A 22576-nucleotide genomic window follows, 5' to 3' on the forward strand; every position below is an offset into this window, starting at 1 on the left:
CTTCTAAACCAACATCAGATTTATGTGAGGTTGGTTTATCATATAATTAAAATAATATGTAACATTTTTTCCCAATATTACTGGTATGCGCAACACAATACTGTACTTGGGCATCTGATCACTTAAACTGTTTTGTAGAACCAAAACCGATACGGCACAATAGCATAAGAAGGAATAAGATAAAAGTAGAGAATATTCTATATTCATTGCTTCCTATGGGGGTAACGGGTGATGGGATTTGTGAATCAAGAACGCCAACAGCATTTTGCCGAAGAGCTACAATGATTCGTCCATAAGAATCAATAACCGCCGATATTCCATTATTGGCTGCTCGGATTATGGGAATTCCCAGTTCAATGGCACGAAGCTGTGTTTGTTGAAGATGTTGATATGGTCCAGGTGTTGCTCCGAACCATGCATCATTTGTAACATTAATGATTGCTTGTGGAGGGGAACCTTCAAAAGTCATTTCATTGGGAAATATTGCTTCATAACAAATCAGCGGTAGATAAGAAAAACCGTTTGGTATCGTAACAGTTTTGCGCATACTAGCAGCACTATATCCACCAATATTATCAGCAAGGATACGTAATCCAATTTTTTTCAAGAAATTCTCATAGGGAAGATATTCACCAAAAGGCACTAGGTGGAGTTTATCAGAAGTCTTTAAAATATCACCTTCAGCATTGATGGCTGCAATTGTATTAAAATATTGTGTTTGTTCATGAGAAGGATCGTCATTGGCGCGTATAGCTCCAATAATAGCCCATTGTTGGGGCTTGAGAAGAGAGGCAATGCGCATTGTTATATCAGAGTTCTCATCGAGAAGGTAAGGAAGAGATGCTTCAGGCCATATGATAAAGTCTGGTTCTGGATTTTTTTCGGCTGTTGGTATTGCACTTAGATTCATATGAGTTTCGAATATAGCTTCCCGTGTAGTATTGTTTAATTTTATGTTTTGCGGGATAGAAGGTTGGACAATACGCACCCAATAATTTCTTTTTTGATCATCAGAGGTATTTGGCATGCTGTTGAGGCGGTAAAATCCAAAGCCAATGTGGATGAATATAAGCGATAAGCAGAGAGAAAGTGCGATTTTCTTTTTTTCATTCGTTAATAAAACAGTTGGTAAACTGTAGACTAAGACAGCAAGAATATTCATTCCGTAAAGTCCAACGATTGCATCAGATTGCATGAGCATTGGGGTTGGCATTGCTGTATAACCAAGAGAATTCCATGGAAATCCTGTGAATAAGAATGCGCGCAACCACTCTGCTAATCCTAGCGCAAAAGCCAAGACAAAGAAGCGTGCTATTCCTTTTGTCCATAATAAACCGACAATAAAACCAGAAAAAAACCAATAAAGAGAAAGGTAGAGAGGCGGGCCTAAAATAGCAAACGGTACCGCCCAACCAAAAGAAACCGGATCAATTAATAAGGCACTACACAACCACCAAAGATTACAGGTAAAATAACTAAAGCCAAAGACACCACAGCTTAGAGCGTAGGTAAGAAAGCGCTTTTTATTGTTCTGGATAGTACGGATTGAGTCAAGGAGAACAATAAAGATGGGAAAAGTTAAAAAGCACAGAGGTGTCAAATAAAAAGGTGGAAGTGCAAAAGAAGTAAAGGCACCACAGAGAAACACCCATATTTGTCGTTTCCAACCGGTAACAGAAAACAAGAAAAGTGTAAAATTGCTTAGAAAGGATTGATTATTTTTTAGGGATGGCATTGTTTTCAAAATTTTCATTTTCTGGAATGCGAAAAATGCGCAACCGCTTAATCCGGCGTTTATCAGCTTCTAAAATACGAAATCGATAGCCAGGGACAGCTTCAACGACTTCACCTTTTTCAGGAATACGGTCCAGAATAGAGACAATTAAACCACCAATAGTGTCAACGTCATCACCATATTCTCCTACGATAAAATCAGGACCAAGAGCTTCTTCTACATCTTCTAGTTCGGTTCTTCCGTCAACAAGCCATTTGTTATTGGGTTCACGCACGATAGCATTGTCTACATTGTCATGTTCATCTTCAATATCACCAACGACCAATTCGACAATGTCTTCCATAGAAACGAGACCATCTGTGCCACCATGTTCATCAATAACGAGAGCCATCTGTGTTCGTGTAGTTTGCATACGTGTTAATAATTTGCTTGCTAGCATGGAACTAGGAACGAAGAGAACTGTTCGAATTAAATCCAATTCACCGATTGGAGTGTGTAGATCCATATGATTTAACTGGAGTGAATCGGACTTCTGCTCGGTTTGGGTTGAGTTAATAATAAAGCGTGTCATATAATTAAGGATATCGCGGATATGGATCATTCCTCGTGGATCATCTAGAGTTTCAGCATAAACAGGTACGCGAGAATGGCCAATTTTTGCAAAACATTTAAGAGCTTCTCCAAGCGGGGTATTTATTTCCAATGCTTCAATTTCAGAACGTGGAATCATAACATCATCAACGCGTGCTTCACGTAAACGTAAGATATTATGCAGCATAGTACGTTCTTCAGGTGAGAAGAGGGCTGTATCTTTTTTGTTGTCAGTATTGAGTGCAACAGTCAAATCATCGCGCAATGACTTACAATTACGGCCACGTAAAAACGAAAACAAATGATTAAGTAGGGAATATTTTTCTGGACGATGAGCCTGTTGAGAGGCATGTTCTTCGCTATGAGAAGATATTTGATTGTTATTTGGTGTATTTATTTTGTTTGCCATGATTTTGAAATCTTCAAACTTTCTTTATAATAGAGACATAAAAGGCTGTAAATTTTCTGAGAGCGATAGCGATTTAAGAAGGCTCATTTTTATCATTTTAAGATATTTCAGTATAGGGGTCTTTTATGGAAAGCTTTTGAAGAATTTCTCTTTCAAGCTTTTCCATGTGAAGCGCTTCGTCATCTGTTTCATGGTTATAGCCAAGTAGATGGAGTAAACCATGAACAATCATATGTGCCAAATGATCCTGAAATGATTTTCCTTCTTTTTTTGCTTCAAGCGCAACAGTTTCTCGTGCAATAATAATATCACCAAGCATAGGCCCAGGAGGATCTCCAGCTTTAAGTGGAAAAGCAGGAAAGGATAACACGTTCGTGGGTTTGTTTTTATTACGCCATTGTGCGTTGATTTGTGCCATATGTTTGTTATCCGTAAAAAGGAGGCTGACTTCGCTTATAACATTTTCCAATGAGACATGATGCATTGTTGTTGTTAATATTTTTTCAGTGATATCATAAAGTGTTTTCTCATCATTCCATCCAGAGCTCTCCACAGTTATACCAATAGTAATCATGACAAATCAAACTCACTTTTTTGATGAAGTACTTGGGGATGGTGTTTCTTGAATTTGTACACCAGAATCATGATCATAAGCACGGACGATAGCGGTAACAAGGGGATGGCGCACAACATCTTTTTCATTAAAGCGAATAATTGCAATATTTTCTACGTGTGAGAGAATGCGGATTGCTTCGATTAAACCTGATTTTTGTCCGCTAGGCAAATCAATTTGGCTTACATCACCGGTGATGATCATACGTGTTCCTTCTCCAAGACGTGTGAGGAACATTTTCATTTGCATGGAGGTAGTATTTTGGGCCTCATCAAGAATGACAGCTGCATGGGTAAGTGTTCGCCCACGCATAAACGCAAGAGGGGCAATTTCTATAACACCAGAAGCTAAAATGCGCTCTACTTTTTCGGCAGGCATCATATCATAAAGGGCGTCATAAAGTGGACGTAAATATGGGTCAACTTTTTCTTTGAGGTCTCCAGGAAGAAAGCCAAGATGCTCTCCAGCTTCAACGGCAGGACGTGAGAGGATAATTCGTTCAATAATACCACGCTCCAAAAGCATTGCAGCGTGAGCAACAGCAAGATATGTTTTGCCTGTTCCTGCTGGTCCTACCCCGAATACAAGTTCACTACGGTCCATTGCACGTATATAAGCATCTTGTGTTGGAGTCCGAGCATGGATTGTTTTTTTATGGGTACTTAATCGTGCAGCAATAGTTTTTTTCGCAGGTTGGGGTGTTGTTGAGGCTTCTTGCTGTTTCTGCAAATTTGCCATGGCAATCACTCCTTCTGTGTCTGATAAAGTGAGCTCTTGATGTGTTTTAGCGCGTTCATAAAGCTGCTGTAATATATATTCTGCGCGTTTTATAGCATCAACAGTTCCACGGATGAGAACTTCATTACCACGTGGATGAATACTAAGTCCGAGTTTTTGTTCGATATAAGCAAGATTTTCGTCCAGTTTACCAAAAACTATTTTCGCATATCTATTATTTTCAAAAATTAAAACAACATGATTCACATCTTGTGTGCTTGCTTTTCTGAAGATACGTGTATTTTCAGGGGCAGCATTTATTTTGTCTTTAACGCGCTTTACTTTTTCGGTTGAAGCTTTCAACCTATTCTCCCGTATTCACATAAGTTTTGCACATTTTCTTGAGAAAACTTTATAAAAAAACAATCTCACTTTCATAGAATGCAAGCTTTAGATGTAATCATTTTCTTCAAAAATAAAAGGGTTTTCTAAAATCTATATTGTATACAAGGTATGAGAGGCATATTTATACATTTGCTATTTCACCGACAAAACTGTTTGAGCTTGCATTTTTAATATGAATTTCCATTACAGTGCCCATAGAGGCCTCTGTATCCACGACAACAGGTAAAAGCCAAGGGGAACGACCTATCATTTGTCCCGAATGACGCCCAGCTTTTTCGATGAGAACATCGGTTTTTTGACCAATTTTAGAACGCAAAAATGCATTTTGCTGTTCAAGAAGAAGCACTTGTAAATGTTGAAGTCGAGCATCTTTTACAGTTTCATCAACATGATTTTTCATTGTTGCGCCAACGGTTCCAGGTCGCGGTGAATATTTGAAAGAATAGGCTGAACTGTATTGCACTTGTTTAATAAGTTTAATGGTTTCTTCAAAATCTTCATCTGTTTCTCCTGGAAATCCTACAATAAAGTCACCTGAAAAAGCAATATCAGGTCGCGCGGTACGAATTTTTTCGATAAGCTGAAGATAATGAATGCTTTTGTGTTGACGGTTCATTGCTTTTAAGATGCGATCTGAACCTGATTGAACAGGAAGATGCAGGTAAGGCATCAATATATCAAGGTCTCGGTGAGCAGCAATAAGGCTGTCATCCATATCTCGTGGGTGGCTGGTTGTGTAACGGAGACGCTTTAAACCATCCAGTTTAGCAAGATGATAGAGAAGATCACCAAGGCGCCAAGTTTTGCCATTAGCACTTTGTCCATGCCAACCATTTACATTTTGACCAAGGAGCGTAATTTCTTTAACACCCGCTTCAATGAGTTGGCGTGCTTCCTCGGTAATTTGTTCAACAGATCGTGATATTTCGGCACCGCGTGTGTAAGGAACAACACAAAAAGTGCAAAATTTGTCGCAGCCTTCCTGCACTGTTAAAAATGCACTCACGCCTCGTTTTCTTACAGCGCGTTTATTATGAGGTGGTAGGTGAGCAAATTTATCTTCAACAGCATAGTCTGTTTCGATAACTTTTTTCCCCTGTTTGGCTTTTTCTAATAAGTCTGGCAAGCGATGATACATTTGCGGACCAATGACGAGATCTACCGTTGGAGCACGGCGCAAAATTTCACTTCCTTCGGCTTGTGCCACACAACCAGTTACGCCGATCATCAAAGGCTTGTCAGGTGTTCTTTCTTGACGCATCACACGTAAACGACCAAGATCAGAATAGAGTTTTTCTGCTGCTTTTTCACGAATATGGCAGGTATTAACAAGAATAAGATCGGCATCATTTGGTGTTTGTGTCGTAACATAACCTTGTGAACTGAGACTATCAGTCATTCGCTGGCTATCGTACACATTCATTTGACACCCATAGGTTTTAATAAAAACCTTTTTAGACGTAACAGGAGGCGTATTTTTAGGATTTATTTTATTCATAATGCATGTCTAAATGTTTTTTACGCAGATCTCAATCTGTTTGCTGAAAAGTTTTTTGCATAATGATTGCATCTGTGCGGCTATTTTTTGATTGGTAGTAAGCAGGTCGTTTAGAAATTTTCTGAAATTCGAAATGTTGATAAAGGTTTAAAGCAGACAGATTTGTTTCTTCTACTTCCAAGAACAATTTTATAGCGCGTTCGTGGTGAAGATGGCGGAGTGTGCTATCGATAAGCAAGGTGCCAATTCCTTTTCGACGAAAATGAGGGTGAACAGCAATAGTGATAATTTCTGCTTCATCAAGAATGAGACGGCATAGGCAAAAGCCTAACATTTGATCTGGTTGACCAATGAAAGAGGCTTTGTATCCGAAGATAGAGGTATCTGTTAAGAAATTATCAAAAGCCTGTTTTCCCCAAGCAGGGACAAAACAATGCTGATGAATTTGGTGGAGGGAAGTACTATCATCAGCTTGGAGTGGAGCAATCCAAAAATGTTTTTTTGTCAATGAAAATTTGAACATCATTTTTTTCGCGGTAAAATAAAACCCGTTTGTTGTTTTGCGTCAGCATTGCGTAAATACAGTGGACGGGGCGGATCTTGTGGTTTTTTATTTGCGGCAAGGTGGGCATAGTTTACAATATCAGCTGCTTCGCAGAGAATTTTATCTCGCACGATTGTTTTGTTTACTTTATTATTTTTTATGTATAGCGCTATGATATCAGCTGCTGGACCAATTAATGTCGTTTGTTGTGGTAAATCTTCGATAATATTTTCAATTGTTTTTAAGCCAGGTGTCCCTAAAGGTGTAAGATCATTATTGAAGTCTTGATGGTAGAACATGTCTCTTCCGGCTTCAATAACAACAGTGATGGCCGATGTGGTGTTTTTATTGCTTATCTGTGCTGCTAACGCTTCAAATGCACTGACTCCAACAGCTGGTATTTTGAGTGCGAGTGCCAAAGCTCTTGCTGTTGAAACACCTACACGCACACCGGTGAAGGATCCAGGTCCAATATTGACAGCAATGCGATCAACCTGATTAAGAGACATATTAGCTTGGTCAGTTACTTGTGCAATGTATCCAATGAGTTTTTCAGCATGTCCTTTATTCATACGTTCGCTGATATGGGCAATGACAGATTTATGATGAAAGAGCGCAACCGCACAATAGATTGAAGCAGTGTCTATAGCAAGGATAAGCATAAAAATATTCTCATTGAATAATGGGTTAAAAGACTACTGTATTTTTTAGTCCTGTTTATTTTATTGAGTATGTTGCAATATTTTTTAAAAAGATGCAGTTTCAAAACATGATATGTTTTAAATCAATTAATTTTATCATAATAAGACTGCAAGCAGCAAGAATGAGTATTGAGCAGGTTGATGCTAAAATAACACGCCATCCTGCTTTTTTTAATGAGCGGATATCAACCCCTAATCCCAAGGCTGCCATTGAAATGATAGTGAACATCTGAGCGATAGTTTTTATAGGGTTAATAGCTGTTGTAGGAATAAGTCCGCTTGAGCGGACAAGCATCATGATAATAAAACCAATGATAAACCACGGAACAAGTGTATGTATACGCAAGCGTGTCTGTGCTGATCGGCGATAAATAATTGATAGAGTAAAAATAACAGGGCCTAACATTAAAACCCGTACTAATTTGACAATTGTTGCAATTTGAACACTTACAAAAGAGACAGAAGCTGTTGCGGCTAAAACTTGTGGTACAGCATAAACAACCATGCCTGCAAGCACGCCGTATTGGCTAAATGATAAGTGGAGCAGTGTCTGTAAAAAGGGTAGAAGTAAAATGATAAGAACGCCTAAAAGAGCGGTAAAGGCAATTGACGCGGCTACATCTTCGTGTTTCGCATTGATGACGGGAGCAGTTGCAACAATAGCTGAATTACCACAAATGGCGTTACCACAAGCAACCAACATTGCTAAATGCGAAGAAAGTCCACAAAGTCGTCCAACAGCAAAACTGATAAGAATCGTTATAAATATAATGAATACGATGCCAGCAAGCAAATTCCAACCGGCTGAAAGAACAGCATGGATGCTAATGCTTGCACCGAGAAGAACAATAGCAATTTCGAGAAGTGTTTTTGCGCAAAAGTTTATACCTTTTTGAAAATATTTTGGAAAAGTAAAACAACTGCGGGCAATGGAGCCTAGTAGGATTGCTAAAACAAGACTTTCAAGCCATGTCTCTGCAAGAAGCTGTTTTTCTAAAAATTCCAAACCATAAGCTAAGGCAGATATGAGCAGACATGCGAGAATGCCAGGGCCAAAATCGTTTAAAAGAGAGGGACTTTTCTTTGGCATTTTTGATGTCTTCCTAAAAATTAAGAGCAATAATGGACAGAAAGGGTGATAATTAAGTAAGGGTAGTTTTAAAGATTTGTTCTTGCTTGTAAGGCAGCAGCCAAGGTTCCATCATCCAGATAATCCAATTCACCTCCTACTGGCACTCCATGAGCAAGCCGAGTAATTTTAACGGGGAAATTGGAAAGTTGGTCAGTGATATAGTGTGCAGTTGTCTGTCCTTCAACAGTGGCATTAACGGCTAGAATAATCTCTGTAATTTGGTTTTTTACAACACGCTGTACTAAGGGAGCGATGTTGAGTTCATCTGGACCTATTCCATCTAATGGAGAAAGTCGCCCGCCTAGTACATGATAACGTGCTGCTAAAGTTTTTGCGCGTTCAAGAGCCCAGAGATCAGCAATATCCTCAACAACAATAATTGTTGTATCATCACGGCGGGGATCTGTACAAATTGAACAGGGATCAGTTGTATCTACATTTCCACAAACAGAACAAAGACCGACTTTTTCTACAGCTGCTTGGATTGCTGCTCCTAAAGGTTCCAATAAGGACTCCTTTTTTTTAATAAGGTGAAGCGCAGCACGACGTGCTGAACGTGGACCAAGACCTGGTATTCGCGTTAAAAGCTGAATGAGACGCTCAATTTCAGGTCCTGCAATATATTTAGACATACTTTTATCCCCCGAGATTTAATGCAATCCAGTTCATTTAGAGTGGCAGTTTTAAACCCGATGGGAGTGGTAGTCCTGCTGCTATACTTTTGGTTTTTTCTTCTATAGCAATTTCAATTTTCATTTTAGCTTCATTATGAGCTGCTACAATGAGATCTTCAAGAATTTCAGCTTCTTCAGGATTGAGTAATGAAGGATCAATTTGAATCGCTATTATAGCATTTTTGCCATTTAAGGTGATGCTGACAAGACCGCCGCCTGCAGAGCCAATAGCTTGCATATTTGCCATTTCCTCTTGCATTTTCTGCATTTTTTCTTGCACTTCTTTGGCTTTTTTCATCATGTTCATCATGTTACGCATAGGAATAGGTATCCTTATTCATCATTGATATCACTTTCATTTTTAAAAGTATCAGTATTTTTAAAGGTATTGGGGAGCAAATCAAGATCGTGTTCTTGTTTATTCAGGCGAATATCGACAATTTTTGCTTCTGGGAAATGGTTGAGTATTTTTATGATATCGGGATCTGCTTGTGCATTGGAAAAAAGAGTCTTTTGGATAGCCACACTTTCTTCTTGTAGGGTTGGTCCTCCTCCTTCATTAATGAAGGTTATTGTCCAGCGTTTCCCAGTCCATTGGAAAAGGTTTTTTTCTATATCGCGAGCAAGTGAATGCGGAGCATCTTCAGAAAGCCTTAAGGTAATATGCTCTGGTTTAAAAGAAACAGGATGAACGAATTCTTTAACAAGGATTTTGAAAGAAAATTCATTATACTGTTCAGCTAATTTAACAATATCGTGCAAGGAATTAATAACGACAGTTTGCGGTTCAAAAATTTCTTTTGCTGTTTGCGTGGAGGAATGTGGTAAATTCGCAATATTTTCAGAAAGGTCAACAGATTGAGAAGTTTCAAGAGATTTTGTTCTTTCAGGAGTTTGAATTTCAACCGAATCTTTTGATTGTAAGGAGTGGTCTAATTGATTTCTCAATGGTGTTTTTAAATCTGATTGATTTGCTATTTTTTTTGAAACATTTGGGGCAGAAGGGGTATATACAGCTGTTTCTTTTGTCGTATTATTTGCATTTGTGACTTCTTGATGAGAAGCATTTGGAACGTTTGTGAGAGATGTTTTTTCTTGGGTAAGCTTTTTCAAAGCTTCATCAAGAGTTGGAAGATCAGCCGTATGTGCAAGACGAATTAGTAACATTTCAGCAGCTTGAAGCGGATGTGCAGTTTGACTAACTTCCTGTAAACCTTTGAGTAACATCTGCCAGTTTCTAGATAAAACAGGGATGGAAAGTTTTTGTGAAAAATCGAGGCTTCTTAAACGTTCATTTTCAGTAAGCGAGAGATCTTCGGCTATCTTTGGAGTAAAACGTAGACGTGTAACCAGATGATTGAAATCAGCTAATTCTGTTAATATAGTGAGAGGATCTGCACCTGCATCATATTGGCTGCGTAATTCATGCAATGCATCTACAACATTGCCCTTCATAATGAATTCAAAGAGATCAATAATACGTGCTTGATCAGCTAATCCTAACATTGTGCGCACAGCAATAGCACTGACATTGCCGTTACTATGTGCAATTGCTTGATCAAAAATGGACAGTGCATCACGTACAGAGCCTTCAGCAGCACGAGCGATCATAGAGAGTGCTTGATCTTCCACTTCTACATTTTCATATTTTGCAATTTGGCGCAAATGCGCACTTAAAACTGCTGATTCAACACGCCGTAGATCAAAACGTTGGCAACGTGAAAGAATTGTAATAGGAACTTTGCGAATTTCTGTGGTTGCAAAAATAAATTTCACATGCGCTGGTGGTTCTTCAAGCGTTTTCAATAAGCCGTTAAATGCTTGTGTTGAAAGCATATGTACTTCATCAATAATATAAACCTTATAGCGTGCAGAAACAGGGCGATAACGTATTTGTTCAATAATTTCACGAATATCGTCAATACCTGTATGTGAAGCCGCATCCATTTCTATAACATCGATATGGCGTCCTTCAATAATTTGTGTACAATGTTCACCAAGCGCATTTAATAGAGTTGTTGGTTGGTTAATATCCTTTGTTTTGTAGTTGAGGGCACGTGCTAAAATACGCGCTGTTGTGGTTTTACCCACTCCGCGAATTCCTGTGAGCATCCACGCTTGTGCAATACGACCTGTTTCAAAGGCATTCGTGAGGGTACGCACCATTGCTTCTTGACCAATAAGATCAGAGAAATTTTGAGGTCGATATTTGCGAGCAAGAACACGATAGGTCGTTTCTACCGGCGTATTTTCCATCAACGATTCCAATTTTGAAGCTCTTTATGCGTACATTCCAATAATACAAAGGCACAGATTAATACTGTACTTTAATATAAAAGGATTTTTTCTCAATCAATTTATTTTTTGAAAGAACGGGACAATTTGTTTAAAGAGAGCCAAATTTTCTCTCTGCTTATGCGTAACGCCACTTTGAAAATTCAAAATGCTTCACTAAAAACTGCTGCTTGAAAATTTTCTGCAATGTCAGCAACATTGCTTTCTGTAAGAAATGACAAAGATATGATCTACCTGATAATAAAGGAGGCTGGTACGATGACCCGTACCAGAACTCGTTGGGGCTGCTTCTTTCCAGACCTGACCCGGTTGGCGAGCAGTTCGTCCATCACCAACCTCCCAAGCTCATATTGTCGATTTAGAATGAAAAATCAAGCTAAGAAACAAAATTATAATAAGAATGACAAAGATTTTTTTCTTTGAGCTTCATTTTTGCATCTATGGACAACTAAAAGAGGATGAAGATTCATTCATTTTCATTGGAAGAGTGCACTCTATTTATTGGCTATAAACAGAGTGTTTATTTTCAGGAATTGCTGATTGATCGAGATCTATTTTGGGATTTTCGGAGAGGGGTATTTTTTTTTGAAGTTATTCAACATTTATAGAAACTTGTAGCTGCAAAAAGGGGGAGATGAAGTATACATCCTATTTAATGAATTGAAATTGAAAACTTAGGAGAAATATTGTTGCTAGAATAATGATAACGTAATTCAGATTATATCGCTTTAGGGGACTGATGAATTTTGAACAGAATTTTGAACAGTTAGAGAAACAGTAAAGTTAATCTTTCTTTGCGTAAACTGAGAGAAATGTAGTTTAAACACAGCTCAATCGTATGATTTTAGCATGATTAAAATAAAATAAGGCGAGGACTTCTCGTGTGTGTTGTGACATTCATTTTTTATTAACAGGACATATCTGTTATTCTATATGTTCTTATATTGGACAAGATCTGGAACACTCTTACAGGACCAAAGCAGTTTTTTGTTACTTTTTATGTATGTGATTTACAGTGTAATTTATTATAATTTTGAGATGGTTCAATTGCAAAGATGAATATGATGCTTTTATTGAAAAATCGCTCTGATAACTTACCACATACGATTTTTAAAAAGCTTATTTCAATAATTGCAGAAATTTATACAAAATTAGATGTTCTTGGAAAGATTATCAATCATAATCCCCTGTATCACAATTTTTTCCAATAATTCTTTTCTTCGTAACATTTTTAAAAACATAATTCCCTGATGGAGGGAAGCTTATAGTGAGAGATTTTACACCTTTAAGCCTAAAGATTTGATGTTTTTTATCATGCGTTATTTTTTTCTCATCATCAGCAACAATTTTTAATTTTTCTAAGTCAGAAGGGGAAGAGTAAGATAAAGTAAAAGACGCTTTCTTGGGCTTAAATATTTTACAAGAATATTCAACACCGTGATGCATCTTATCGGGCGCACCAATCTTAGCACTTTCACCTGGCGCAAAATCCCACTCTTTCTCACCAAATCCAGCAAATGCAACACTGGAGTAAACAAGAATACTGGCAGCTAATAATCCTTTACTGAAATTTTTTTTCATTTTTTTCCCTTTAATCACCCCAAAGTAAGACTAATTGTAAATCAGTTTTCGTAAATATGAAAGGTCAAATTTAATATATAAAGCAGGCCTAACGGCATTTTCTCATTTTATAAAAATTAGTTTGATCCTTATTAAAATCCAAGACAATTGAAAGCATTATTGTCTGTTATATTCTGTAAGCAATTTAAATTATTTTCTGTTCGTGCATGAAGTCATGCTCTGTTATTTCATTTATAAAGGTATTGCGAATAATTTAAATATTCCTTTAAGAGGTGCTGTTTCGATTTTTTTTCAGAATTCATTATCAAGTTCTTTCAGAAGAAAGAGGACATGTTTTTTAGGAGAGTTATATTACGGGCTTTACAAAATATTCTTTTTTGTCCACGAAAAATTATACAATTTAATGATCTGTCATACATGTGGTGTTCGATCGTTCTTAGCAGGATAAATGCCAATAATACGAAGTTCAGCAGAAAAGAAAGAGAGTTCTTCCAAGGCGAGTTGCATCATGGGATCTTCAGGATGTCCTTCAAGATCAACAAAAAATTGTGTTGCATTGAAATTGCCACCAATTTGGTAGCTTTCTAATTTTGTCATATTGATACCGTTTGTAGCAAATCCTCCCAGAGCTTTGTAAAGGGCAGCTGGTACATTGCGCACTCTGAAAAGAAGACTCGTGATGATTTTTTCTCCATTTTTGGGTTTTGGCACATGTTGTTGAGAACGCGAAAGGATGACAAAACGGGTAATGTTATGGGGACTATCTTCAACATTTCTCTCAAGAATATCAAGTCCATAGAGTTCTGCCGCAATCAAAGGAGCTAAGGCTGCTTGTGAACGATTTGCATTTTTTTTAATAAATTTTGCAGCTCCAGCTGTATCAGCAGAAGTAACAGGTATCCAGCCATTTTTACGGATGATTTTACGGCATTGTGCAAGCGCATGTGTATGGCTGTGGACAGTTTTAATTTCTTCATGCGTAACGCCAGGTAAAGCCATGAGTTGAAAATGGATAGGCAAAAAATATTCACCAATAATATAGAGGGAAGATTGCGGTAACAGATGATGAATATCTGCAACACGTCCAGCAAGAGTATTTTCAATAGGAATCATTGCCAGATCAGTATGGCCACTTTCGACCAAGTGAAGGGCATCTTCAAAAGTAGTAGAAGGTATAGCTTCCATATCGGGAAACATATTAGAGCAAGCAATATGGGAATTTGCCCCATATTCTCCTTGGAAAGAGATTTTATTGTTTTTTCTCAGTGTGTTCATGCTAAAATCTTGCGTACTTTCTCAAGATCCCTTTGCGTATCGACGCTTAAGGGAATTGTATTTACTATTTCTACATCAATACGCATATTATGCTCTAGTGCACGTAATTGTTCAAGTTTTTCACGTTGCTCGAGTGGAGAGGGTTTAAGCGCGACAAATTTTTCAAGTGCTTCGCGTCGATAGGCATAGATTCCAATATGATGGAAAAGGGGTCCTTCCCCATAGGGTGCTGTTGCACGGGTAAAATAAAGAGCACGAAGGCGATTTTGAGAAAGCGGTGTACCAATAATTTTGACAACATTCGGATTTATCTTTTCATCTTCCTCAACAATTTTAGCACTCAAGGTCGCAATATCAGTGAAGCTATTTTCTAGAGGGCGTAAAGTACTCATGATTTCATGAGGCGTTATTGTTGGCAGATCACCTTGTAAATTCACAATAACATTGTAGCGTTGTTTAGGATCAATATGGGTTAAAGCTTCATAAATCCGATCGGATCCAGATTTATGATCGCGAGATGTCATGATACATTCATGCCCGTAAGTTGTGACAACTTTGGCAATGTCATTATGATCTGTTGCAACGAGAGTACGTCCTATTGCAGCTTTTTTTGCTTGTTCCGCAACATGAACAATCATCGGCTTTCCGGCAATATCAGCAAGAGCTTTTTTAGGTAGACGGGTTGAGCCTATACGGGCAGGAATAAGAATAATAGGTTCAAGTGCCATTGCAAAGTTCCAAATGCCGTGTGTAATGTATTTATAATATTGTATGTTGTAAGGAAAAAGCTTAAACTAAAAATGGTAATGAAAGGATGAACGTTTAAGTTTTTATGAATCGCTCGACAGTCATTTATTTCATTTTTGCTTGTTTCTTTGTGCTGATGATTTTAGTGGGAATTTCCACACTGAGCAATATAATTTACGATTATTCTACTCCGGTTCAACATTCTCATACAGCTACAAAGAAGGATGAGTTCAAAGAGAAGCAGAAAACGTCTGACAATTCTTTGTCACTGTATGATCGTCTTCAACAGGGTAGTCTTGAAAATGGCCGTAAGATTTTTCGCCAATGTGCTATATGCCATACTTCTGGACGCAATAAATCTAGCCGTGTTGGCCCAGTGCTTTGGGATATAGTAAACCGCCCTTTGGCAGCGGCGCCAGATTTTGTTTATTCACGGGCGTTACGTGCAAATTCTGATCAAAGATGGGATTTTGCAACTTTAGATCGTTATATACAATCGCCACGTACAGTATTTCCAGGAACAATCATGTCTTTTCGTGGGATCAAAAATGATCAAGATCGTTCTGATCTTTTGCTTTATTTACGCAGTTTATCTGATCATCCTGTTCCTTTACCAATGAGTAATAAAGAGGGTGAACTCGATCAAACAAAAGATAAACCATTTCAAGAATAAATCATTACCAAACCAAGTTTAGCTTATTTTTCCTAAGGTAAAAGAGAGCCTTAATATGCATTGAGGTATTTTCTGGCTTCTAAAGAGTTCTATTCAATATTTTTCCAATTCATTGATGTCAAAATATCACGCACTTGATAAAAAATATAAGAATTCTATAAAATGTTTCTCGTTCTTCATGTGTATGGCGCTTTAATTTTTCGTTCAGAGCAGTCAAGTTGTTGCGTCAATTATCGCATTTTCGTTCATTTATGGATTTATTTGCACTGTGCCGATAGGAGCAAAGAGTTTATTTTTCTCAGAGCTTAACCAAAAAAACCAACATATTTCTGGCATTATCGGTGTTGCATCTTTTAGCAGAAGAATATTTTCAAGAGCATCATTAAGCGTTATTTCATTTCTCCCTGTCAAAATTTCACCGTCTTATTACCTTGTACTACCAACTTTAACCTTTTTCATGTGTGGTTGGGTCACCATCAAGTGGATATCGCTCTCTGGTAAATCTATTTTGAAAAAAATGATATAAAAATACAGTTGAAAAAGTGATTGTTTCTGAAGTTTCATAGATCAAAAAAACGAGGGTGTATCATTACTAATGAAATATAATAACTTCTTATCAGAATTTTTCTATGTCGTAAATGACTGAATGAAGCGCACTGAAATCATCCAGAATTCTGTATTGCTAAATCTGGTTTATTTCATCGAACATAGTTTCTAAGCTTTCTTTTTTGTTTTTACTCAAGAGTGTAAAGAAAAGAACCTTTTCAAAAGTGGTGAGGATAAGGAAAAAGGGGAGATCATTGATATATTAAGTTTTCATGAGATTGATGGCTCCTTTTTCTCGCTACGTTATCCACATGAGTTTTTTCATGGTAGAAAGAGACAACGGATCACTCTTGCGTGTGCAATCATCATCAAACTACACTTTATCATGCTTGATAAACCACAACGTCTTCTCTTTATGTGAGTGTGCACAGATCATTACTTTTTTGCACCATTTACAACAGAAATATTACTTGGGTTATCTGTTTAGTAAGTCATGATTTGAAAATCGCTTAAGCGCTTGCACATGAAGCGATTGTCACGCACAATGGAGGAATGGTTGAATATGGTTTTGCTTGATCGTATTTTTCTTGTCCCCCAAAATTCTTATATGCAAACCTTGATGGTTGTTGCATTCTCGTCGGGATCTGACCGTTTATAAGTGATGATATTAATAAGTGATGATATTAAATTGAGCTAACAAACCATTATAGAGAAGAATTTTCCCCACTAAGGGTTCACCGATGTTTGTGATCAGTTTAATAGCTTCCATTGCTTGGAGTGTTCCGATAACTCCGGGTAAAACACCAATAATTCCAGTTTCAGCACATGTTGAAAGAGTTTCTGGAGCAGGTGGGTTGGGGAAGAGGTCGCGATAATGAGGATTATTGTCTTTATAGGGCATAAGCACCGTTAGTGAACCGTTAAACCGTCCTACAGCACCACTTATTAAAGGTTTTTTGCATTGAGCAGCATGATCGGCAAGCAGATAGCGTGTGGTAAAGTTATCACTACCATCAACAATGATATCATAGGCGTTTAGTAGTTTATCCACATTACTTTTATCTAAGCGCATGTTATGTTTTTCAACTATAACATGGGGATTTATTGCTTTTATAGAAGCTTTAGCACTATCGGTTTTGAATTGATTAATTGTGCTGGTTTTATGAATAACTTGGCGTTGTAAATTGGAAAGTGAAACGATATCATCATCAACAATTCCAAGAGTACCAACGCCTGCGGCAGCCAAATAGGTGAGGACAGGAGCTCCAAGACCACCCGCGCCAATAACAAGGATGCGCGCAGCTTTCAGTTTTTGTTGCCCCGCACCACCAATTTCAGGAACAATAATATGGCGTGCATAGCGTTCTATTTCTTCATTACTTAATTTTGTATCTGCTTCTTGTATCATGATCGTTCTCTTGTCATAGTTCTTTTATTGTTTACTAAGTTTAGAGCGCATAGACTAGTCTACTTTTAGTAAGGGAGGTTTTATTCATGAAAATTGCCATTCAGATGGATCATATTTCAACACTTCGGATACAAGGAGATACGACATTTGCACTTGCTTTAGCAGCGCAAGAGCGCGGACATTCTCTTTTTCATTACACACCAGACAGTTTATCTATGCGCGATGGTTGTGTCATTGCACGGGTAGAGCCATTGACGGTACATGATGAAGAGGGGAAGCATTATGAATTAGAGAAGTCTTTTCGCACACAGTTAGTGGATATGGATGTGGTTCTTTTACGTCAAGATCCCCCCTTTGATCTCAATTATATTACTACGACGCATTTGTTAGAACGCGTTCATCCTAAGACGCTCGTTGTGAATGATCCAGCATGGGTGCGCAATAGTCCAGAAAAAATTTTTGTGACTGAATTTCCTGATTTAATGCCAGAGACGTTAATTACAAAAGACATTGAAGAAATAATGGACTTTAGAGCTACGTTTGGCAATATCATTATTAAACCACTCTATGGCAATGGGGGAGCTGGTGTTTTTCATTTGAAAAAGGATGATCGTAATTTGGCATCGCTCTTGGAAATGTTTGCACAAATTTATCGTGAACCTTTTATTGTGCAGCGCTATTTAGAGGCAGTACAAAAAGGCGATAAGCGAATTATTCTCCTTGATGGGACCCCTGTTGGAGCGATTAATAGGATTGCTGCAGAAACAGAGATTCGCTCTAATATGCATGTTGGAGGTCGCGCAGAAAATATTGACTTAACAAAACGTGATTATGAAATTTGCGAGCGTATTGCTCCAGCTTTACGGGAGCGTGGACTTCTTTTTGTAGGAATTGATGTGATTGGAGATTATATCACCGAAATCAATGTGACATCTCCGACTGGAATTCGTGAAATTAAACGTTTTGGTGGCACGGATATTGCTCATCTTTTCTGGGATATTGTTGAATTAAAATGTTCACATTAAATTTGTTTGCACAGAGCAATATAGTTTTTTCAGAAAAATTATGAATGTTGCTTTTTTTATGTTTGTTATATTGCAAATGTGAACTACACTTTAAATTTATAGGGCAAATAAGAGACCTTAGTTGACATTACTTAAGGAGTTTATGGATGAGCAAACTATTATCAGTTGGAATGGGACTGGTTTTTGCAATTGTGTTGACAGGTGTTGGCAATGCACGTGATCAAATTCAGATTGCTGGTTCATCTACAGTTTTACCTTATCAAAAAATCGTTTCTGAGATATTTGGAGAAACTTATCCTCATTTTAAGGTTCCAATTATTGAATCGGGTGGTTCAGGTGCTGGAATTAAGGAATTTTGCCGTGGTATTGGGGAGAACACAATTGATATCGTGAATGCTTCGCGGGCAATAAAGCCAAGTGAATTGCAATCTTGTTTTGATGCTGGTGTAAAAGATGTAGAGGAAATACGCATTGGCTATGATGGAATTGTCTTAGCGACAGATATCAATGGCCCTGATTGGAAATTGCAGCCAAAAGATGTGTATAAGGCACTTGCGGCGCGGATTATTATAGACGGAAAATTACAACCCAATAACCTTCCAAAATGGAATGCGGTCAATAGCGCTCTTCCTAATTGGACAATAGCAGCTTATATTCCTGGAGAAAAGCACGGAACCCGTGAAGTTTTTGAAGAAAAATTGCTAGCTGAAGGCTGTAAGGAAAGTGGAGCAATTGAAGAAATGAAAACTTTAGGGATGGATGATAAGGCGATACACGTTGCTTGTGTTGCTGTGCGTAAAGATGGAAAAGTTATTGATATTGATGGCGATTATTCTGAAACATTGGCGCGTCTCACTTCTAATAAAACAGGGATTGGTGTTTTTGGTTTGTCTTTTTATGAAAATAACGCTGATAAGCTAAAGGTTGCAGATATTAATGGTTTTGTGCCAACTGTTGAAACAATTACACGTGGCGAATATCCGGTTTCGCGTCCACTTTTTTTCTATATTAAGAAAGCGCATTTAAGTCTCATTCCTGGTTTGCGGGAATATGTTGACTTTTTTCTTTCTGATCAGATGATTGGTCCAGATGGCCCCTTGGCTGAATATGGTTTGGTTGTGGCTTCTGAAAAAGAAAGACAAGCACAGCGTTCTGCTTTTTCTTCTGGGAGAGTGATGACTTTGGAATAATTCTTTGAATTTGCAGTGTAAGGGTTTTCTATGCTACTTTTTTGTAAACATTGAAAGAGAATATGCGCATTTCCTTCATTATTTTTCTCCTGTTTTCTCTTGGTTTTGTTGGCTTTTGTATTTCTTATATGCGGGCTCGCACTCTTGAGTATGCACAATATAAAATGCATTCTCGTGCGTATTACTACGGCTGGTGGACATTTTTGATCACTGTTATTCCAGCTCTTATTCTTTTCATTTTCTGGAATGGTGGGAGTGCAATTTATTTAGAGTATAGCATTTCTCAAGAGGTTAGAGCATATAGTGCGTATGCGACAGAGCGTGTAAATCATGACCTTATTTTGGGAACCATTCGAAGTTTAGTGAAAATGTTTCACCGCTTTGAAGGGAATTGGGTTACTGCTTCGTGTGAAGAGGTACGGGCACAATTATTTGCAAAGGGATTTGTTTTGCCTCCTGAAGCATCAGATGATGTTTTAAAAATAGCACAGTCATGGGTTTCTTCTTCTGAAAAGCTACGGCTAGTCGGTTATGGTTTCCTTTTTATCATTGCATCCTTTGGTTTTATCTGTGGAATTATACAAATTTCTCCACGTCAGCGTGCACGCAATAAGGTTGAGTGTTTGATTGTTTTTGGGTTGATTTGTGCATCTATAGTTGCTGTTTTAACAACAGCAGCTATTGCACTTTCCATGTTCTTTCAAACGATAAGTTTTTTTCAGTCTGTACCCTTTTCAAATTTCTTTTTTGGAACGGTTTGGGATCCGCGTTTTTCAGCGAGCGGTTCAAGCAATGAAGTAGGACAATTCGGTCTTATACCACTTCTGGCAGGCACGCTTTATATTGCATTTGTCGCAATGCTTTTTGCTGTTCCTATAGGATTATTTTCAGCTGTTTATATGGCTGAATATGCTTCTACTCGCGTACGGTCAATTGTAAAACCATTGTTAGAAGTGCTTGCTGGCATTCCAACCATTGTTTATGGCTTTTTTGCTTTGAAGGTTGTTGGACCTTTTTTACGTGATCTCTCTGTTTCTCTCTCTGGTGGTGTTGGTTTTATTATGGCCCAAAGTGTTTTAACAGCTGGAGTTGTGATGGGAATTATGTTGATTCCTTTTGTTTCCTCTTTATCAGATGATGTTATTACGGCTGTTCCACGCATTTTACGCGAAGGATCTTATGGTTTAGGAGCAACACAATCTGAAACGATTAAAAAAGTTGTTATACCGGCAGCACTTCCAGGGATTATGGGAGCGATTTTGTTGACAGCTTCACGTGCAATTGGAGAAACGATGATTGTAGTTTTAGCGGCAGGTGTTGCCGCGAACTTAACGTTTAATCCCTTTGAAGCAATGACTACAATGACCGTTAAGATTGTTAATCAATTGACAGGTGATTTTGAGTTTAATTCCCCCCAAACTCTTGTTGCTTTTGCCTTAGGGATGACACTTTTTGTGATGACGCTTTTGATGAATATTCTTGCTCTTTACATCGTGCGTAAATATCGGGAACAATATGAATGAATGAAGATTTTCTTATTCCTCGTCGCAATATTGTTCTCAAACGCCGATATTGGGCTGAACGTCGTTTCCGTGCGTATGGTTTGACTGCCATTTTTATTGGTCTCTTTTTTTTGTTTGCGCTTTTATGGTCTGTTATTAGTCAAGGTTATACAGCTTTTTTTCAAAGTGAAATGACATTATCAATTTATTTGGATGAGAAGATCATTGATCCAAGTGGTCAGCATGAAACAAATCCACAGGTACTCATTACTGCCAATTATCCCCTTCTTGTACGCAATGCTTTGGCAAAAAAACTTGAGATAGATCAAAATGATCGAGTATCACTACGAGATATTAACCGTATGTTTTCAAAGAGGGTACGTGTTCAGTTGCGTGAAATGGTGACAAAGAATCCAAAGCTGATTGGGACAACACAAAAAATCAAAGTTTTGGCAGCGGCGGATATTGATTCTGCTTATAAAGGACAAATTGATTTGCAGGTAGCAGAAAAAAAACGCAAAGTTTCTAATCGCCAAGTAGAATGGATGAAACGCTTAGCAGATGATGGTACACTTTATAAAACATTTAATTTTGGTTTTTTTTCATTTGGTGCTTCAAGTCGTGCTGAGACCGCGGGATTAGGGGTTGCGATAATAGGTTCTCTTTACATGATAGCCATCGTTTTAGTGGTTTCACTCCCAATAGGAATAGCAACAGCTCTTTATCTTGAAGAATACGCACGCAAAAATAAGTTTACAGATTTTATTGAAGTTAATATCAATAATCTTGCCGCTGTTCCTTCGATTGTTTTTGGTCTGTTAGGGCTTGCTGTTTTTGTTAATTTTTTGGGGTTACCACGTTCAGCTTCTTTTGTTGGTGGGCTTGTGTTGGCTCTTATGACTCTCCCAACAGTTATTATTGCAACGCGTTCTGCTTTGCGCGCTGTTCCTCTCTCTATTCGCGCGGCAGCTTTAGGGTTAGGGGCATCGAAAACCCAAATGGTTTTTCATCATGTTGTTCCTTTAGCAGCTCCTGGTATTTTGACTGGTACAATTATTGGTGTAGCTCAGGCTTTAGGTGAAACGGCACCTTTGCTGTTGATTGGAATGGTTGCTTTTGTTGTAAACATTCCTACGACACCCATGGATCCAGCAACAGCTTTGCCTGTTCAGATTTTTATGTGGGCGGGTGAAGCAGAACGCGCTTTTGTTGAAAAGACTTCGGGTGCTATTATTGTATTAATGATTTTTCTTGCAATCATGAATATTTCTGCCGTTTTTTTACGTCGACGATTTGAACGACGCAAATAACTTCG

21 protein-coding genes, 1 other RNA gene and 1 pseudogene are annotated in these 22576 nt (G+C 38.0%); 7 read left to right on the plus strand and 16 right to left on the minus strand.

From position 1 onward, the window contains the following. Positions 1 to 118 precede the first annotated feature (118 nt). From lnt to ME1_RS05375, 15 genes are all read right to left on the minus strand, one after another. A complete protein-coding gene (lnt, locus tag ME1_RS05310) occupies positions 119 to 1753 on the minus strand; it encodes an apolipoprotein N-acyltransferase (protein ID WP_004864324.1) in 1635 nt (544 codons plus the stop codon). Beyond that, entirely contained in the window at positions 1716 to 2735 is a 1020-nt protein-coding gene (locus ME1_RS05315) for a hemolysin family protein (RefSeq protein ID WP_004864326.1), read from the minus strand. The genes lnt and ME1_RS05315 overlap by 38 nt, the downstream gene beginning before the upstream one ends. Before the next feature lie 97 nt (positions 2736 to 2832). Continuing rightward, a complete protein-coding gene (ybeY, locus tag ME1_RS05320) occupies positions 2833 to 3309 on the minus strand; it encodes an rRNA maturation RNase YbeY (RefSeq protein WP_004864328.1) in 477 nt (158 codons plus the stop codon). Positions 3310 to 3321: 12 nt separating this feature from the next. After that, positions 3322 to 4428 carry a PhoH family protein gene (locus tag ME1_RS05325; RefSeq protein ID WP_004864330.1) on the minus strand — a complete coding sequence of 369 codons (1107 nt, stop codon included), beginning with the start codon at positions 4426 to 4428 and terminating at the stop codon, positions 3322 to 3324. Between the two features lie 163 nt (positions 4429 to 4591). Further along, complete coding sequence (gene miaB / locus ME1_RS05330; protein ID WP_004864332.1) at positions 4592 to 5968, minus strand: tRNA (N6-isopentenyl adenosine(37)-C2)-methylthiotransferase MiaB; 1377 nt, start codon at positions 5966 to 5968, stop codon at positions 4592 to 4594. A 31-nt stretch (positions 5969 to 5999) separates the two neighbouring features. Then, positions 6000 to 6491: a ribosomal protein S18-alanine N-acetyltransferase gene (rimI, locus tag ME1_RS05335; protein ID WP_035011734.1), complete on the minus strand. Its 492-nt coding sequence runs from the start codon at positions 6489 to 6491 to the stop codon at positions 6000 to 6002. Continuing rightward, positions 6491 to 7174: a tRNA (adenosine(37)-N6)-threonylcarbamoyltransferase complex dimerization subunit type 1 TsaB gene (gene tsaB / locus ME1_RS05340; RefSeq protein WP_004864335.1), complete on the minus strand. Its 684-nt coding sequence runs from the start codon at positions 7172 to 7174 to the stop codon at positions 6491 to 6493. Before tsaB ends, rimI begins: the two co-directional genes overlap by 1 nt. Before the next feature lie 100 nt (positions 7175 to 7274). Continuing rightward, complete coding sequence (locus ME1_RS05345) at positions 7275 to 8303, minus strand: YeiH family protein (protein WP_004864337.1); 1029 nt, start codon at positions 8301 to 8303, stop codon at positions 7275 to 7277. Positions 8304 to 8371: 68 nt separating this feature from the next. Further along, positions 8372 to 8977 carry a recombination mediator RecR gene (gene recR / locus ME1_RS05350; RefSeq protein ID WP_004864338.1) on the minus strand — a complete coding sequence of 202 codons (606 nt, stop codon included), beginning with the start codon at positions 8975 to 8977 and terminating at the stop codon, positions 8372 to 8374. A 37-nt stretch (positions 8978 to 9014) separates the two neighbouring features. Further along, positions 9015 to 9338 carry a YbaB/EbfC family nucleoid-associated protein gene (locus ME1_RS05355; protein ID WP_004864340.1) on the minus strand — a complete coding sequence of 108 codons (324 nt, stop codon included), beginning with the start codon at positions 9336 to 9338 and terminating at the stop codon, positions 9015 to 9017. A 14-nt stretch (positions 9339 to 9352) separates the two neighbouring features. Continuing rightward, complete coding sequence (locus tag ME1_RS05360; RefSeq protein ID WP_004864342.1) at positions 9353 to 11275, minus strand: DNA polymerase III subunit gamma/tau; 1923 nt, start codon at positions 11273 to 11275, stop codon at positions 9353 to 9355. A 281-nt stretch (positions 11276 to 11556) separates the two neighbouring features. Beyond that, an RNA gene (gene ffs / locus ME1_RS07845) (signal recognition particle sRNA small type) lies at positions 11557 to 11654 on the minus strand. A gap of 833 nt (positions 11655 to 12487) precedes the next feature. Next, positions 12488 to 12895 (minus strand): hypothetical protein, encoded by a 408-nt coding sequence (locus ME1_RS05365; RefSeq protein ID WP_004864345.1) that lies wholly within the window; start codon positions 12893 to 12895, stop codon positions 12488 to 12490. A 411-nt stretch (positions 12896 to 13306) separates the two neighbouring features. Further along, entirely contained in the window at positions 13307 to 14170 is an 864-nt protein-coding gene (locus ME1_RS05370) for a prephenate dehydratase (RefSeq protein WP_004864348.1), read from the minus strand. Next, entirely contained in the window at positions 14167 to 14898 is a 732-nt protein-coding gene (locus ME1_RS05375; RefSeq protein WP_004864350.1) for a 3-deoxy-manno-octulosonate cytidylyltransferase, read from the minus strand. Before ME1_RS05375 ends, ME1_RS05370 begins: the two co-directional genes overlap by 4 nt. A 104-nt stretch (positions 14899 to 15002) precedes the next feature. Between ME1_RS05375 and ME1_RS05380 the strand changes: the two genes are divergently transcribed. The 3 genes and pseudogenes from ME1_RS05380 (at position 15003) to ME1_RS08330 (ending at position 16794) form a co-directional block, all read left to right on the plus strand. Next, positions 15003 to 15590 carry a c-type cytochrome gene (locus tag ME1_RS05380; protein ID WP_004864351.1) on the plus strand — a complete coding sequence of 196 codons (588 nt, stop codon included), beginning with the start codon at positions 15003 to 15005 and terminating at the stop codon, positions 15588 to 15590. Positions 15591 to 15678: 88 nt separating this feature from the next. Continuing rightward, a pseudogene (locus tag ME1_RS08280) lies at positions 15679 to 16116 on the plus strand (MFS transporter); the annotation flags it as partial. Between the two features lie 543 nt (positions 16117 to 16659). After that, entirely contained in the window at positions 16660 to 16794 is a 135-nt protein-coding gene (locus ME1_RS08330) for a hypothetical protein (protein ID WP_280641462.1), read from the plus strand. A gap of 9 nt (positions 16795 to 16803) precedes the next feature. Here the strand turns inward: ME1_RS08330 and ME1_RS05385 are convergent, their stop codons facing one another. Next, positions 16804 to 17544, minus strand: a complete 741-nt coding sequence (locus ME1_RS05385; protein WP_004864353.1) for a molybdopterin-synthase adenylyltransferase MoeB — start codon at positions 17542 to 17544, stop codon at positions 16804 to 16806. A gap of 86 nt (positions 17545 to 17630) precedes the next feature. Between ME1_RS05385 and gshB the strand changes: the two genes are divergently transcribed. The 4 genes from gshB to pstA all read left to right on the plus strand — a co-directional run bounded on the left by gshB (position 17631) and on the right by pstA (position 22571). Beyond that, positions 17631 to 18569 carry a glutathione synthase gene (gene gshB, locus ME1_RS05390; RefSeq protein ID WP_004864354.1) on the plus strand — a complete coding sequence of 313 codons (939 nt, stop codon included), beginning with the start codon at positions 17631 to 17633 and terminating at the stop codon, positions 18567 to 18569. 146 nt (positions 18570 to 18715) lie between these two features. Then, positions 18716 to 19759: a PstS family phosphate ABC transporter substrate-binding protein gene (locus ME1_RS05395; protein WP_004864356.1), complete on the plus strand. Its 1044-nt coding sequence runs from the start codon at positions 18716 to 18718 to the stop codon at positions 19757 to 19759. A gap of 62 nt (positions 19760 to 19821) precedes the next feature. Next, positions 19822 to 21282 (plus strand): phosphate ABC transporter permease subunit PstC, encoded by a 1461-nt coding sequence (gene pstC / locus ME1_RS05400; RefSeq protein ID WP_004864358.1) that lies wholly within the window; start codon positions 19822 to 19824, stop codon positions 21280 to 21282. Continuing rightward, complete coding sequence (pstA, locus tag ME1_RS05405; protein WP_004864360.1) at positions 21279 to 22571, plus strand: phosphate ABC transporter permease PstA; 1293 nt, start codon at positions 21279 to 21281, stop codon at positions 22569 to 22571. Before pstC ends, pstA begins: the two co-directional genes overlap by 4 nt. The last annotated feature ends 5 nt before the right edge of the window (positions 22572 to 22576 follow it).

This window comes from Bartonella vinsonii subsp. arupensis OK-94-513 (assembly GCF_000278235.1).
Classification (GTDB): domain Bacteria; phylum Pseudomonadota; class Alphaproteobacteria; order Rhizobiales; family Rhizobiaceae; genus Bartonella; species Bartonella arupensis.